The sequence below is a fragment of the Glycomyces sp. NPDC048151 genome, from assembly GCF_043202775.1.
Lineage (GTDB): Bacteria > Actinomycetota > Actinomycetes > Mycobacteriales > Micromonosporaceae > Glycomyces.
On sequence record NZ_JBIDBB010000004.1, the window covers coordinates 590,974 to 605,501 of the forward strand.

Genomic DNA, 14,528 nt, shown 5'->3' on the forward strand with positions numbered 1-14,528 from the left:
AAGCTTGCGAGCGTGACCGACCAGCAGCCGCCCCAGCTCCCGACCCAGCGGGAGGGCGAACCGGAGGAGGCCGAGAGCGGCTTCCACGTCCGGCTCGCCAACTTCGAGGGCCCGTTCGACCTGCTGCTCCAGCTCATCGGCAAGCACAAGCTCGACGTCACCGAACTCGCGCTCCACCAGGTCGCCTCCGAGTTCATCGCCTATGTCACGAGCCTCGACGACGCCTGGAACCTCGAGGAGACCTCCGAGTTCCTGCTCATCGCCGCCACCCTCCTCGACCTCAAGACCGCCCGGCTCCTGCCCGGCACCGTCGTCGACGACGAAGAGGACCTCGCGCTCCTGGAGGCCCGCGACCTCCTCTTCGCCAGGCTCCTGCAGTACAAGGCCTACAAGGAGGCCGCCGGGGTCCTCTCGATGTTCGCCGAGTCCGCCGCGACCCGCGTCGCCCGCAACGTCGGCCTCGAAGAGCGCTACAAGGGCCTGCTCCCCGAACTCGTCCTCGACCTCACCCCCGAAGCCCTCGCCGCCTTGGCGGGCAAGGCGATGAAGCCCAAACCGCCGCCCACCGTCGGCACCGGCCACATCCACATGCAGCGCGTCTCGGTGCGCGAGCACGCCGTCATCCTCTCCCGCCGCCTCCAACGCGTCCAGACCGCGACCTTCCGGGCCCTCACCTCAGACTGCGAATCCCACCTCGAAGTCGTCGCCCGGTTCCTCGCGCTCCTGGAGCTCTACCGGGAGGCCCTCGTCGGGTTCGAGCAGATGCAGGCCCTCGGCGAGCTCACCGTGCGCTGGCTCGGCGGCACCGGCAACACTGAGATCGAAGTCGACGAATACGCAGGGAGCCCTGCGGAACCGGAAGCACCAGCGGGGGAGAACGCATGACCGAACACCTGGGGGAGTCCCTCGAACAGGAACTGGCGACGTGGAAGATGCCCGGCGCACGCCAGGAGGCCGCGCCGCTGCGCCCCGACACGCCCGCCGACGAACCCGCGGCCGACGACGAGTACGCGGCCGCCCTCGCCGCCGTCCCGGCCCAGACCGGACCCGACGACGACGAAGAACCCGAGGTCACGGCCACGAGCCCCGTCCCCGACGACGTCGACCTCGGCGCCGTCCTCGAAGCGATCCTCATGATCGCCGAAGAACCCCTGAGCGAGGAGTTCCTCTCCGCGGTATTGGAGCGGCCACGTTCACAGGTGCGCGAGCAACTGGGTCGGCTCAGCGCCGAATACACTGGTGACGGACGCGGATTCGATCTGCGTCGCCAAGCCGGCGGCTGGCGCTTCTACACCCGGGCCGACTACGCCCGCTACGTGGAGCGGTTCGTGACCGACGGCGCCTCCGCCCGCCTCACCAAGGCGGCACTGGAGACGCTTGCCGTGGTCGCCTACCGGCAGCCGGTCACCCGCGGCCGCATCTCGGCCATCCGGGGGGTCAACTGCGACGGCGTCATGCGCACGCTGGTGTCGCGCGGCCTGGTCGAGGAGTGCGGGACCGACCCGGACTCGACGGCGACGCTCTACCGCACCACCACCCTGTTCTTGGAGAAGATCGGACTGGACACGGTCGACCAGCTCCCCGAGCTGGCCCCGTTCCTACCTGACGACGTGACGGATATCGAGGAAGATGAACAACGCTGACGAAGAGGGCATCCGCCTGCAGAAAGTGCTGTCGCAGGCCGGGATCGCCTCCCGCCGGGCCGCAGAGGACCTCATCTCCCGCGGGAAGGTCAAGGTCAACGGCGAGCGCGCCCACCTCGGCCAGCGCGTGGACCCCGAGAAGGACGTCATCCACGTCTCGGGCAAGCGGGTCGTGACCGACGTCGACAAGGTGTACTTCGCGATCAACAAGCCCCGCGGCATCGTCTCGACCATGGAGGACGAGGAGGGCCGCCCCTCGCTCGCCGAGTTCGCCAAGGGCATCGACCAGCGCGTCTTCCACGTCGGCCGCCTCGACACCGACTCCGAGGGCCTGCTGCTGCTCACCAACGACGGGGAGCTCGCCAACCGCATCATGCACCCCTCGCACGGCCTGCCGAAGGTCTACCGGGCGCAGGTCGCCGGGATCATGGACCGCAACACCTGGAACCGGCTGCTCAAGGGCGTCGAGCTCGAGGACGGCATGGCCAAGGCCGACAAGCTCAAGATCATCGACGAGCACGCCGGGCAGTCGTTGATCGAGATCACCATCCACGAGGGCCGCAAGCACATTGTGAGGCGGCTCATGGACGAGGTCGGGCACCACGTCTCGCGCCTCGTCCGCACCGAGATGGGGCCGGTCAAGCTGCGCAACCTCAAGCCGGGGACGCTCCGCAGGCTCACCCCGAACGAGATCGGGGAGCTCTTCCGCGAGGTCGGACTCTAGCTAGCTGTAATGACTGAAGGGCAAGGCCCGGTTAGGGTTCGGACATGTCAACCATTCTGAACGTGATCTGGTTCGTGCTGGCCGGGCTGTGGCTCGCGATCGGCTACTTCCTGACGGGCCTGCTCTTCTGCGTCTTCATCGTGACCATCCCGTTCGGCATCGCGAACATGCGCCTGGCCGGGTACGTGCTGTGGCCGTTCGGGCGCACCGTCGTCTACGACCGGGGCGCCGGGTGCTTCTCGCTGATCGGCAACGTCCTGTGGCTGATCCTGTTCGGCTGGGAGCTCGCGCTGGCGCACCTCGTCACCGGGTTCGCGCTGGCGATCACGGTGATCGGCATCCCGCTGGCGGTCGCGAACTGGAAGATGATCCCGATGGCGCTGTGGCCGATGGGCGCGCGGGTAGTCGACAAGCGCTGACCAGGGAGAACCGGGCATGATGTAGGTTTGCTTGGTTTGCATTCGAAGAACGGAGCGCGACAGTGCCTGAGCAGAAGAGCGGACCGGTCGTCGCGATCGACGGCCCGTCCGGAGCCGGGAAGTCGACCGTCGCCAAGACCTTGGCGACCGCGATCGAAGCCGCGTACCTCGACACCGGCGCCATGTACCGCGCCGCGACCCTGGCGGTCCTCAACGCCGGCGTCGACCCCTCGCAGACCGCGCAGGTCACCAAGACCGTGAAGAACGCGAAGCTCGAGTTCGGGACCACCCCCGACGACCCGTTCACCCGCGTCGACGGGGAGGACGCCGACCTGGCGATCCGCGGCGACGACGTGACGAAGGCGGTCTCGGCGGTGGCCGGGAACAAGACCGTGCGGAAGTTCCTCATCGACGAGCAGCGGCGGATCATCGCCGATGCCAAGGCGGGCATCGTGGTCGAAGGCCGCGACATCGTCTCGGTCGTCGCCCCCGACGCCGACGTGAAGGTCTACCTGACCGCCGACCCGGTGGAGCGCGCGAAGCGCCGCGCCGCCGAGAACGGCGCCGACGCGAACGCCACCGCGAAGGACATCGAACGGCGGGATACCGCCGACTCGAAGACCACCAAACCCCTGGAGGCTCCGGAGGGGGCCGTGGTGATCGACTCCACGACGCTGCCGATCGTGGAGGTAGTGGCCAAGATTCTGGCCTTGCTGAACAACAGGGACATCGATGAGTGACGAAGAGACCTGGACCGACGACGGGGACTGGAGCGAGAGCGACGACCTCGAAGAACGCGGTCCGGTCCCGACGGTGGCCGTCGTCGGCCGCCCCAACGTGGGCAAGTCGACGCTGGTCAACCGCATCCTGGGCCGCCGCGCCGCGGTGGTGCAGGACGAGCCGGGCGTGACCCGGGACCGCGTCGCATACGACGCGGAATGGGCCGGGCGCGAGTTCAGCCTGGTCGACACCGGCGGCTGGGACCCGGACGCCGAGGGCATGGCGAGGTCCATCGCCCTGCAGGCGGAGCTGGCGATGCGCACCGCGGACGTGATCGTGTTCGTGGTCGACTCCCGTGTCGGCCCCACCGACGCCGACGAGGCGGCCGTGCGCATTCTGCGCTCGACCCGCAAGCCCGTGATCCTGGTGGCCAACAAGGCCGACTCGGAGCGCCAGGAGGCCGAGGTCCACGAGCTGTGGAGCCTGGGCCTGGGCGAGCCGTTCCCGATCTCGGCCCTCCACGGCCGCAACTCGGGCGACCTGCTCGACAAGATCATCTGGGCGTTCCCGGAGCAGCCCACCGGGCAGCTCAAGGAGCGCGGCCCGCGCAAGGTGGCCCTGGTCGGCCGTCCGAACGTCGGCAAGTCGAGCCTCCTCAACCGCATCGCGGGGGAGGACCGCGCGGTCGTCGACAACGTCGCGGGCACCACGGTCGACCCGGTCGACTCCGTCGTGGAGATCGACGGCGAGGACTGGATCCTCGTCGACACCGCGGGCCTGCGCAAGCGCGTCAAGTTCGCCTCGGGCACCGAGTACTACGCCAGCCTCCGTACCGAAGCAGCCGTAGAAGCCGCCGAGGTCGCGTTGGTGCTCCTCGACGCGTCCGAACCCATCAGCGAGCAGGACCAGCGAGTCCTGACCCAGGTGACCGAGTCGGGCCGGGCGATGGTCCTCGCCTTCAACAAGTGGGACCTCGTGGACGAGGACCGGCGCTACTACTTGGAGAAGGAGATCGACCGCGAGCTCGGCCAGGTCTCCTGGGCGCCGCGCGTCAACGTCTCGGCCATGACCGGCCGCGCCGTCGAGAAGATCGCCCGCGCCCTCCGCGAAGCCCTCGCGGGCTGGGGCCAGCGCATCAGCACCGGCGAGCTCAACAAGTGGATCAGCGACCTCCAGGCCGCCACGCCGCACCCGGTCCGCGCCAACAAGGCCCCGAAGGTCATCTACGCGACCCAGGCCGCCGCGGAACCGCCGCGCTTCATCCTCTTCACGAACGCGCCGTTCGAGAAGCAGTACCTGAAGTTCATCACGCGCAAGCTCCGCGAGGACTTCGGCTTCGTGGGATCGCCCATCGAACTGGTGGTCAAACCCCGTGAATCCCGCAAGAAGGACAAACGCAAATAGCCTCGCTCACACCGGGGACCTCGCCTCAGAGGCCCCCGGGGCTATAGGCTAAAGTTGTGACCGCCGCGGACAACGCGGCGGAAAACGGGCTGTGGCGCAGCTTGGTAGCGCACTTGACTGGGGGTCAAGGGGTCGCAGGTTCAAGTCCTGTCAGCCCGACGTTTTCGCAGGTCAGAGCTTTAAGCTCTGACCTGTTTTCGTCTCTCTGTACGAATTTTCCAGCTTTCCGGCCGCGAACAGACACTCCAGGTTCGAGTTCCCGCATCGGAGTTCAGGGGCTGAATCCCCAGGTCGCGCGGTGATTCACTGCCCGCCCTATGCATCGGACCTAGTGTGTCTCGAGCGGCCTGAGCGCTCGAACATGTTGGGCGCCAATGGGTTACGGTGCAGGTCAACGTGATGTGGCAGGAGCGCTCGGGCGGCCCGCGGGGCGTGTCCATGAGTCGGTCCATGGGCGGGAACAGGAAGAAATGACGGCAACACCAGGAGCCTTGACGAGTCGTCGACGCGGAAGCGTCCGCTCCCGCGGGCGCACCTACCAGGTCCGCGTGTACGTGGGCGTCGATCCCGAAACCGGGAAGCAGCGGTACCTCACCGAGACGTGCCGGAACCCGGATGAGGCGGAGGCGGCACGCGTGCGAATGGTCGCCCAAGCCGACTCCGGCAAGGGATTCGCCGGCAGGCTTGAGTTCGGTGACGCGATCAAGCTGTGGCTTGCCTCCCGCGATGAGTACGTCGCGGCAGGGGAGCTTGCCGCATCCAGCCAGCGCAACTCGCGACAACTTGCCGAGACCCACGTCATCCCGGTGCTCGGGGCCATCGCCCTCGGCGATCTCGAGCGTGAACTTGTCCCGGCTGCCGAGGCGTTGTACCGCGAAGTCGGCAAGTGCCGTCTGCGCTGCCGGGGCCGCACGGACTTCGAACATTATGAACCGGGCAGGGGCAACGCCCGAATCGCGCGTGATCTGCACGGTCACCAGTGCGGCAAACGTTGCCGACCCCACGAGTGTCCCCGCGCGTCGGCCTCGATGCTGCGCAAAGTCCACAGCGTGGTGACCGGCACCTGCGGCATGCTGCACCGGTGGGGATGGATGCCGGGCAACACCTCCAAACGCATCGTGGCTCCAGCGAAACCACCGCTGAACCCGAAAGCGCCAACGACCGTAGAAGTGGCTGCACTGGTCGACGCTGCGTTTGCCCGGAACCAGGATTGGGGCACGATCGTATGGCTGCTCCTGGTAACCGGCGCTCGCCGCTCGGAGATCGTCCGATCCCAACTCAAGCACGTCGACTTCGAACGCAGCCTGATCTTCATCGACCCCACCAAGGTCAAGGACACCTCTCGGTGGCTCGCGCTCGATCCCGTCACCATGGACTTGCTCGAAGCGTTGCGCGCCCGCATCACCGACCGCCTCGGCGCCCTGGGGCGGACGGTCACGGGGGAGGAGTACCTGTACTCGTTTGAGCCCGACCACGCCCTGCACGGCTCAGCGGGATATCTCAGTCTGCGCTTGAAATCGATGGGGCGGTCGATCGGCATCGACACCCACACGCACGCACTGCGCCACTATGCGGCGACCGAGCTCATAGTCGGTGGAGTCGACATCGTCAACGTGGCGCACCGCCTCGGGCACCGGTCCCCTAAATCGACTTCTGACATCTATGCTGCCTGGCGGCCCGACGTCGACCGCCGTGCCGCCGCCTTGCTCGCCGGTGGTCTGCAGGCCCCGGCCGCGAAGGTGCCGGGACCAGACCGTGACCGTTCCGCTGAACAACCCCGCCGTACCGCCCATGAGATCGAGCAGCGCATCCGCGAGGTACGCCAACGCACCGGATGGGGACCGCGGCGAATCAAGCACCATCTCGCCGTCGAAGGCGTCATTAGGGCCGAATCCACCATTTGGAAGATTCTGCATCGCCACGAGCCCAACATCACCCGTCCACCGGCCGCAATCGGAACGACCCTGCATGATGGCCAACCAGATCCGGAATGAGCGCCGTCATCGGCGCCTGACGATTGCCCTCCGGCTTAGCTACTGGAGTCGTTGACCATATGGGGCTTCGGTGACGCCGCATTGCAGAGGTCGGCGTGGACCCCGAGCGGGCCTGACCTGCCTCGGCGCTTGATTCTCATACGATGATCGGCGCATGCTGGGATGTTTTTGTTGCCGCCCAGTTGGTGTGTGATGTTGCCGGGTGCGGTGGGATGGCTGATGCCGGTCGTGGGGCTTAGTCGCTTGGGTCGGGACCGTCCTGATCGGTACGCGTCACGTATCCCCATCGCGGGTCTACTGTACTTGGATCAAGACGCCAGCCGTCGGGGAACTGGTGTGGCGCACGCATGTCCAACAGCACCTTCTGGTCCTTGAGAAGGTTGAGGAGGGTCGGGCTCGGATGCCGGAGTGGACCGCGAATCCGAGAATCGGTGAACTTGCTGTCTTCGGTGCCATGGGCGAAGGTGGCGCCGGCGAAGTCCGTTGCGCCGGCGAAGGTCGCTTTTGAGAAACTGACGCCTTTCGTGAAGATCGTGCTCTCAAATTCGGTGTCGTTGAAGGTGGCACCGTGGAAGTTGGCGGGGCGATTGAAGGTCGAGTTGTTGAATCTTGAGGTTGAGAAGAACGTGGTGCCGAGGAACAGTGCGCGCTTTGTGAAGGTCGCGCTGCTGAAGTCCACTTCGCCAGTGAAGGTTGCGGCGACGAAGCTGGCAAGGGCGGTGAACGTCGCGGCCCCGAATTCGGCCCAGCCGTGGAAGTTCGCGCTTTGGAAGTCGGCCTCGCCCGTGAACGTCGCGAGTTCGAAGCTCGTGTAGCGGCTGAACTCTGCAGAGGAGAACTCTGCATCGCCGGTGAAGGTCGCGGTCTCGAAGCTGGAGGAGTCATGGAAGACCGCAGCGGAGAAGTTGGCGTCTCCGGCGAAGGTCACGGCTTCAAATCCGGTGTAGCCGGTGAAGGTCACGCTGCTGAAATCTGGCGACGCCAAGTGGCAGCCGCTCAACCGGATGCCGCTGAGGTTGGCGTTGCGCAGATTCAGACGGGTGTGTTCCCAGTGATCATCGCCGCGTTTGAGGTGGCGTTGCAGGATCTCCTGTGCGATCAGCCGAACTTCGTGCTCGGCGTCGGCACCATTTGTTGCGGGCTCGGCCGGTGGCGGGCCGATGGGCTCGAACTGTCTGGCCGGGAGCCGCTCTCTCATGACTGGTCCTGGTGGACTGTGGGGGAGCCGGAGGTAGGAGCAGACTTCGTCGAGGACGACCTGGCGCAATTCCCTGTGCTGCTGACCGATGCGTTCGAGGTTGTGAAGCCCGCCGATCCGCACCGCTGGGTTGTCGGAGCCGAGCTGCTCGACGGCGCGGATCCTGGCGTCGGTGATCCGGCGTTGGAGGGCGTCGTCCGCGGTCGCGGTTGCGGTCCGCTCCAGGTGCTCCTGGCGGCGGAGCGCGTCGGCCTCGGCGTTGGCTGTCGAGCGTTCGAGGTGCTGCTGGCGGCGCAGTGCCAGGATCAGGGCGGCAATGGCGACGAACCCGGCGCCGGTGGCCAGGGCGTTGCGGCGGGCCTCGGCGCGCATCCGCGCGATCTCCAGCTCAACCGCGACCTGCTCGGCCGAAGCATTCTGGGTGCCCTGGCCGGCCTCGGGGGCAGCGGTGTGGTCGGGGATGGGGGCGGCGAGGAAGAAGTAGGAGGCGAAGCTCGCCGCGAGGATGAGCGGGACCGCGATCAGCGCCGTCCAGGTCCACATGCTGACCCGTTTGCTGGGCACTGCGGGCTCGGCCGGGGGAGGCTGCGGGGGCATCGCCCCAGCATAAGCGTCCAGCGCTCACGATGCGGTCCACGAGCGGGGCCGCCAGGTCGACTATTCGCATCGTTTGCTCCGTTCGAGGCCAGCGCTGCCAGCTCGGTCAGGTGACGGGGTGGGGGGCTCGGGGACAGGCACAAGACGCAGCACGGTGACGTCGTCGACAGTGGTCCATCCACTGGTTCAGATCCCGATCCGAGAGTAGGAAGACCCCGGTATGGGCGGTCGCACCAGTGCAGTCGAATCGTGTCTGGATCACCAGCAAGGAGGACCGCGCCTACTGAGCTACGCGAAGCGACTCCGCTTCGCAAGAAGACTCGAGCCAGGTTCAAGCGGGCTGTCGTTCCGGATCGCGATTCTCGCCTACCACTGTAAGACGCTCGCACAGCTTAACACGACAGCTGTATTTCGTTGTGCTGCAACTATTGTTGCTGGTAGCGGGATTGGCGGGCGCGGGTTTGATGTTGGCGTCGCCAGTGGGCGGCGGCGAGGGCGTGGGCGAGGGTGCGAGCGGGGTGGAGGATCACCGCCAGGAGACGGCGGATTTCGGGGACTGTGAGTCTTCCCAGCTCGCGTGGGCTTTTGGGTCGGTTGCGGCGGTGACGGCGAGGAAGGCGTGGGCGAGCATGGCCATGGTGATGTGCCGGTACCAGCCCTCCCACCTGCGGACCTGGTAGTGGTCGAGCCCGCATTCGCCCTTGGCGGCCTGGAAGCACTCCTCGATCGCCCACCTGGCTCCGGCGACTTGGACGATCGCTTCGCGCTCGACCGAGTCGGGGTGGAAGCACAGGTAGTAGGCGATGTCGGCGGGGTCCTCGATGGAGCGGCGGGCCAGCAAGGTGCGCACGAACCCAACCGGAAGATCACCATAGGAGGGCACCGTTGCCCAAGCCCAGTCGTACTCGCGCTCACCGCGGACGCCAGGCCCTGACGAGACCCGATGCCAGGCCTCGTCCGGGGCGCGGCCGATCAGCGTGTCCACACGGCGCTTGCCGTCCAGGTCCTCGACGGTCTGCTTCACCGGCACCTCGACCACATAGGGCATGCGGCGGGCCTCGAGGAAGGCACGGAACCTGCCATCCCTGCCGTAGGCCGAGTCGGCAGTCAACCATCCGGCCTCGACCCCGGCGGCCAGGGCCCGGCCGATCATGGCCTCGGCCAAGCGCGGCTTGGTGAGCACGCCTTGGTGCCAGCGGTCGTCGGGGATGCCGGCGTCGTCGCAGCGTTCGCGGTCGGCGATCCAGGACTCGGGCAGGTAGAGCTCGCGGTCGATCAGCGCCCGCCCGGTCGGGGCGGCGTAGGCGAGGAAGACTCCGAGCTGGGAGTTCTCTACTCGGCCCGCCGTTCCCGAATACTGCCGCTGCACTCCGGCTGACCTGCGGCCCTTCTTGACGAAGCCGGTCTCGTCGACCACGAGCACGCCGTCGGGCCCGGCCAGGCTCTGTGTCACATAGGAGCGCAGCTGGTCGCGAACGGCATCGGCTGACCACTTCGCGCGACCCAGAAAGTGCTGCACCCGCCACGGATCGGCATCTCCGGCCGCCTCGGCCAACTGCCAGGAGTTCTTCCGCTCCACCGGCGCCAGCAACCCGACCAGGTACGACCTGGCCCGCCGCCGCAGCTCCACCCGACCGAACAGGCCAGCGACCAGCGCAAACATGTCGTCCAGGCTCGACTTCCACGCCGAAACATCCTCTGCCACAACATCATCCATCATCCCGATGATGCTAGATCACAAGCAGCACAACGAAATACAGCTGTCGTGTTAGTACTGCTGCGGCACTTGGCGTTTCCGGTTGCGAGGGTGGTTCGTTCTCCGGTCATGGAGGATGTGAATCTGGCTCGCTGGAGCGCGGAGTTCGGGGAACTGATGTACCGGATCGACCCGAGGTTCGCCAGGCCGGAGCCGCGGGAGCGAGTCCGAAACTACATCGCGGCTCGTGTCGGGCTTGCAGCGCAAGCAATCATCGAGCGGGCGGAAGAGCCCGGGCTGTCGTTCCGATCGGTGACGGCCGGCACGGACATCTGGGCGCCTGCACGCAGAAACACGGATACGCGTTTCACCTCTGACGTCGGACAAGACCGTCAGCACGACGCGCACACGACGCAGGATCCGCTTGGGCAGCAACCAAAGCTTGAGATTCAAGTCAAGGAAGTAGTTCTTGTTCGTATGCCCAGGCGAACAGGCTCGCGCCGTCTTTGATCGGGAGGCGCATGTCAGTTGCGACCAGGTCGTCGACTACCTGGGCCGCTTGGTCACGGCTGCGATTGAAGATCGTTTTGAACGCTTCGACGACAATCCACAGCGTGTCCACACTGCGCACCCCAAGCGCCTCGGCCTGCACTATGGCGCTGCGATCATCCAACACCGCGGTGAAGCCACGGTGATGTGCACAAGCAATGACTGCGCACTCGCCGAGGTGTTGGAGCGGCCCGCCGCTGAGTTCGGCCTTGACCTGGAGCACAGTCCACCGCTCTTCCTCGGTGAGCACTGCCAACTCGGCCCAGTCCACGTCGGTGGCTGCGCGAATACCTGGGTAGCGTTCCCGCCCCCGCTCGATTTCGTCGTTGACTTCGGTCGGGACGACGACGACACCGCCCGGCGCGAGCTGCTCAAGGAGGCTGGCATGGCCGGCCCGGCAGAGGTGCGTGTATGTGCTGGTGTCGATGACCCAGCGCCGATGCTCAGCCGTCATGTCCTGCGAAGGAGCGGCGGAGGTCCTCGATCGAATCTTCGGCTCGAGTGGGGAGTTCGCTTACGGGGAGTGTCCCGCGCAGGAGCTCGAGTGAACGTGCGGTGGTCAGTTGACCATCAACGTAAGCGTTAAGGATCGCAGCGGTGAGCGATGGTGATAGGTACGGGGCGGCGCACTCTTCGCGCCAGTTGAGCTTGAGTCGCAGGTAGTCCCCGGAGTTCGGTTCATGCTCTCTGAAGGAGCGGTGCTGGCTGGGGTTGACGAGTTCGAGGTTTCGCAGCTGGTTGATGGCAGCTGACCAGCTCAGCCGGAATATCGCAGCGACGGCCAGCGCGCGATCACGAGGCTTCCAAGTTCGGTACTCGTTCCATACCTTGCTCACACCTGCCCGGGGAGCGAGAAAGTGGATGGCAAAGGAGCTGACCATACTCTCGGCATCGTTCGTCGCTTCCGAGTCGTACGCATCGCCGAAGATCCAGTGACCGAGCTCGTGCGCCAGGGTCATGCGCCGTCGACCAGGGGCAATATCGCCGTCCAGTACCACGGCGCCCGCTGTGCGGGTCTCAGTTTCGACTTCAACACAACCACCATCGGCGCCCTGCGCGCCGAGGTGGGCCGAAAACGTGTACATCCCGAGCTCTTCACAGACTTGGCCAAGATCCTCGATCGGGCCGCTCTCGAGTGCTATTTGGGCGCGGACGGCCGTGGCAGTGTGCTCAGCCTCGGTGTGGTTTCGAGGAGTGCGGTAGTCAACCCGCTCGCGTACAGGTAGGAAACCGCGTCGCAGCAGCCCTTGGATGTCTGAAGCGAACTGCTCGAGTTCGACGTCGAGTCGTTGTGTGGTTTCATGGGTCGGTGCAGCGTCGGTTCGGCGGCTGACCACTGCAGGGACCGGATCGGCGACAAAGAAGGACAGCGGACGGCCGAGGGCTTCCGCTATCTGTACGAGTTCGGGCACATTGAGTTTTCGCTCGCCCAGCTCAAGTCGAGAGATCGCTGAGCGATCGAGCTCGACGGCACGGCCCAGGTCGACCTGGGTCAACCCAGCGTCCTCGCGAGCTTGCGCAACCCGCTGGCCCAGCAATGCCTTGTCCATGTGTGTGATTATCACACATCCATGTGCTGGTGTGACTCCTCAGCGGTCGGTCATTTGCAAATGTGACGCTTTCGGCGAGTCAGAACCTCAGCAAGCGGCCGGATCTTTGCTGAGGGGTTGAAATCGGATGTCTCGCGCCTGTGGTGACGTCCGGGCGCACACATCGCTCTGCAAGCGCATCCTAGCCAGGCTCCAGGTGTCTGGCGCCAAGGCCGCCAGATCACGCGAGCAGGTACGGCCGATTTGGGAAAACGGACGCAGGGACCGTAAAGCTGTTTCCGGGCATCAACGGCCAAGGATCGGAGCGCGGAGGCGGCAGGCGACGGAGCCCTCTCGCTATTCCCGCCTCAATGTGCTGCAGCTGTGTGTCGGAACCGACGCTTATGGTTCAAGGCGTGGCTGCAGCGATTGACGGCGGTGACGCACGCAAGCATCCTGGTCTCAATACGTGTTGTTCCAGCTTCGCCTGCCAAGGGCTCTTTCGACGGCGAGTATGGAAGTATGGCTCACTCATCTGCACGAGCCCCACGGCCGCGAGGACCCCTCCACGCTCGTGGAAGTGCGTTTCAGGTGCATGTTTACAACGGATTCAGCGCAGCGGCCACTCGCCAGCGTTCCTTCACTGCGACCGGCCAGGACCCTATTGCGCGCGGAGTCGCGCCCGGAGAGCCGATCACTGCCAGCGATCGCGCGGTGGCTTGTAGGACGTTCGGTGATGCGATCGGAGAGTGGCTTGCCATTCGTGACGAGCGGGTCAGGGCGGGCGACCTCGCGGTGACGAGCCAGTCCCATTCCCGATCACTGGCCGAGCTCCACGTCATACCGGTCCTGGGCCCGATCCCGCTGCCCGCTCTGGAACGCGAACTCGTGTTCGCCGCCGAGCGCCTGTACCGCGACCTGGGCGTATGCCGCATTCGCTGCACGGGGCGAATGAGTATTGAACACCACGCCCCAGGTTCAGGCAACGCCCGCCTCGTGCCTGAAACTGCCGGCCATGTGTGCGGCCGGCGATGCCGACCGCACGTGTGCATGCCCGCGTCGGCGTCGATGCTGCGGAAGGTCCATGGAGTGGTGACCGGGACGTGCGCCATGCTCTACCGGTGGGGCTGGATCACGACCTATCCCTCCACACGTATCGCCGCGCCGAAGGCGCCGCACACACTTCCCGCTGCACCGACCCGAGTCCAGGTCACCGCGCTGATCAAGGCGGCATTCGCACAGGATGCGGACTGGGGCACCGCCGTGTGGATGCTGCTGGTCACCGGCGCCCGCCGCAGTGAGATCGTCCGCTCTCAGCTCAAGCATGTGGACTTCGCGCGGTGCCGGCTGTTCATTGGCTCGACGAAGGTCGAGGGGACCGCCCGTTGGGTGGGGCTCGACGAGGCCACCATGGGCTTGCTGTCGACGCTGCGCGGTCGCATCGAGGACCGCCTCGCCACCGCCGGTATACCGGTCACGGGGGAGGAGTACCTCTACTCCTATCGGGCCGACCACAGCAGGCCCGGCACAGCGGGGTACTTCACTCACCGCTTCAAAGCCATGGGCGCCGCGGCCGGTATCGACACGCACCCCCACGCACTGCGCCACTACGCCGCGACCGAACTCATCACCGGCGGCATCGACCTCGTCGCCGTGGCGCACCGCCTCGGACACAAGACGCCGTCGACCACGGCGGACATGTACGCCGCCTGGCGGCCCGAAGCCGACCACCGCGCCGCGGTACTCCTCCCCGCCACACTGGCACCGCTGGCAGGCCTGCAACCGCCCCAGCCGGCCCGCGACCGCTCAGCCGAGCAGCCCCGCCGCACTGAGCCCGGCCTCGAACAACGCATTTGCGACATGCGCCGACACACCGGCTGGGGACCCCGGCGCATCAAGAAACACCTCGCTGCCGAAAACGTGGCCATCGCCGAATCCACCATTTGGCTCATCCTCAAACGCCACGGCCTCAACACACCGGCAGGCGCGCACCCGCCAGGTGGGTTTGATCTATTCCCTCCCCTGGCTCATCCCTCTCCGTGAACTGTCCTGAAG

At 66.2% G+C, this 14,528-nt stretch carries 12 protein-coding genes and 1 tRNA gene; 9 read left to right on the forward strand and 4 right to left on the reverse strand.

Going from position 1 to position 14,528, the window contains the following annotated elements; all coding sequences use genetic code 11:
• The first annotated feature begins 12 nt into the window (after positions 1-12).
• The 8 genes from ACGGCP_RS12635 to ACGGCP_RS12670 all read left to right on the forward strand — a co-directional run bounded on the left by ACGGCP_RS12635 (position 13) and on the right by ACGGCP_RS12670 (position 6,904).
• Positions 13-885 (forward strand): segregation and condensation protein A, encoded by an 873-nt coding sequence (locus ACGGCP_RS12635; RefSeq protein WP_392964984.1) that lies wholly within the window; start codon positions 13-15, stop codon positions 883-885.
• A complete protein-coding gene (gene scpB, locus ACGGCP_RS12640; protein WP_392964986.1) occupies positions 882-1,643 on the forward strand; it encodes an SMC-Scp complex subunit ScpB in 762 nt (253 codons plus the stop codon). Before ACGGCP_RS12635 ends, scpB begins: the two co-directional genes overlap by 4 nt.
• On the forward strand, positions 1,630-2,367 hold the full coding sequence (locus ACGGCP_RS12645; protein ID WP_392964989.1) for a pseudouridine synthase: 738 nt from the start codon (positions 1,630-1,632) through the stop codon (positions 2,365-2,367). Before scpB ends, ACGGCP_RS12645 begins: the two co-directional genes overlap by 14 nt.
• Before the next feature lie 44 nt (positions 2,368-2,411).
• Positions 2,412-2,786 carry a YccF domain-containing protein gene (locus ACGGCP_RS12650; RefSeq protein ID WP_392964992.1) on the forward strand — a complete coding sequence of 125 codons (375 nt, stop codon included), beginning with the start codon at positions 2,412-2,414 and terminating at the stop codon, positions 2,784-2,786.
• Between the two features lie 62 nt (positions 2,787-2,848).
• Positions 2,849-3,526 carry a (d)CMP kinase gene (gene cmk, locus ACGGCP_RS12655; RefSeq protein ID WP_392964994.1) on the forward strand — a complete coding sequence of 226 codons (678 nt, stop codon included), beginning with the start codon at positions 2,849-2,851 and terminating at the stop codon, positions 3,524-3,526.
• Entirely contained in the window at positions 3,519-4,910 is a 1,392-nt protein-coding gene (gene der / locus ACGGCP_RS12660) for a ribosome biogenesis GTPase Der (RefSeq protein ID WP_392964997.1), read from the forward strand. The genes cmk and der overlap by 8 nt, the downstream gene beginning before the upstream one ends.
• A gap of 85 nt (positions 4,911-4,995) precedes the next feature.
• Positions 4,996-5,069: transfer RNA gene (locus tag ACGGCP_RS12665), tRNA-Pro, on the forward strand.
• A gap of 389 nt (positions 5,070-5,458) precedes the next feature.
• Entirely contained in the window at positions 5,459-6,904 is a 1,446-nt protein-coding gene (locus ACGGCP_RS12670) for a tyrosine-type recombinase/integrase (RefSeq protein WP_392965000.1), read from the forward strand.
• A 235-nt stretch (positions 6,905-7,139) separates the two neighbouring features.
• Here ACGGCP_RS12670 and ACGGCP_RS12675 read toward each other — a convergent pair whose 3' ends face one another.
• The 4 genes from ACGGCP_RS12675 to ACGGCP_RS12690 all read right to left on the reverse strand — a co-directional run bounded on the left by ACGGCP_RS12675 (position 7,140) and on the right by ACGGCP_RS12690 (position 12,494).
• Positions 7,140-8,699, reverse strand: a complete 1,560-nt coding sequence (locus ACGGCP_RS12675; RefSeq protein ID WP_392965002.1) for a pentapeptide repeat-containing protein — start codon at positions 8,697-8,699, stop codon at positions 7,140-7,142.
• Positions 8,700-9,225: 526 nt separating this feature from the next.
• Complete coding sequence (locus tag ACGGCP_RS12680; protein ID WP_392965005.1) at positions 9,226-10,416, reverse strand: IS701 family transposase; 1,191 nt, start codon at positions 10,414-10,416, stop codon at positions 9,226-9,228.
• 433 nt (positions 10,417-10,849) lie between these two features.
• Entirely contained in the window at positions 10,850-11,398 is a 549-nt protein-coding gene (locus ACGGCP_RS12685) for a hypothetical protein (protein ID WP_392965006.1), read from the reverse strand.
• Positions 11,388-12,494 carry a helix-turn-helix domain-containing protein gene (locus ACGGCP_RS12690; protein ID WP_392965009.1) on the reverse strand — a complete coding sequence of 369 codons (1,107 nt, stop codon included), beginning with the start codon at positions 12,492-12,494 and terminating at the stop codon, positions 11,388-11,390. The genes ACGGCP_RS12685 and ACGGCP_RS12690 overlap by 11 nt, the downstream gene beginning before the upstream one ends.
• A gap of 570 nt (positions 12,495-13,064) precedes the next feature.
• Between ACGGCP_RS12690 and ACGGCP_RS12695 the strand changes: the two genes are divergently transcribed.
• Entirely contained in the window at positions 13,065-14,516 is a 1,452-nt protein-coding gene (locus ACGGCP_RS12695) for a tyrosine-type recombinase/integrase (protein ID WP_392965011.1), read from the forward strand.
• Positions 14,517-14,528 lie beyond the last annotated feature (12 nt).

Bases quoted from the DNA above. Each gene is read 5' to 3' on its own strand.
- ACGGCP_RS12680 (WP_392965005.1), bottom strand. From the start codon at position 10,416: ATGGATGATGTTGTGGCAGAGGATGTTTCGGCGTGGAAGTCGAGCCTG.
- ACGGCP_RS12645 (WP_392964989.1), top strand. From the start codon at position 1,630: ATGAACAACGCTGACGAAGAGGGCATCCGCCTGCAGAAAGTGCTGTCG.
- ACGGCP_RS12685 (WP_392965006.1), bottom strand. From the start codon at position 11,398: ATGACGGCTGAGCATCGGCGCTGGGTCATCGACACCAGCACATACACG.
- scpB (WP_392964986.1), top strand. From the start codon at position 882: ATGACCGAACACCTGGGGGAGTCCCTCGAACAGGAACTGGCGACGTGG.
- ACGGCP_RS12650 (WP_392964992.1), top strand. From the start codon at position 2,412: ATGTCAACCATTCTGAACGTGATCTGGTTCGTGCTGGCCGGGCTGTGG.
- ACGGCP_RS12690 (WP_392965009.1), bottom strand. From the start codon at position 12,494: ATGGACAAGGCATTGCTGGGCCAGCGGGTTGCGCAAGCTCGCGAGGAC.
- der (WP_392964997.1), top strand. From the start codon at position 3,519: ATGAGTGACGAAGAGACCTGGACCGACGACGGGGACTGGAGCGAGAGC.
- ACGGCP_RS12675 (WP_392965002.1), bottom strand. From the start codon at position 8,699: ATGCCCCCGCAGCCTCCCCCGGCCGAGCCCGCAGTGCCCAGCAAACGG.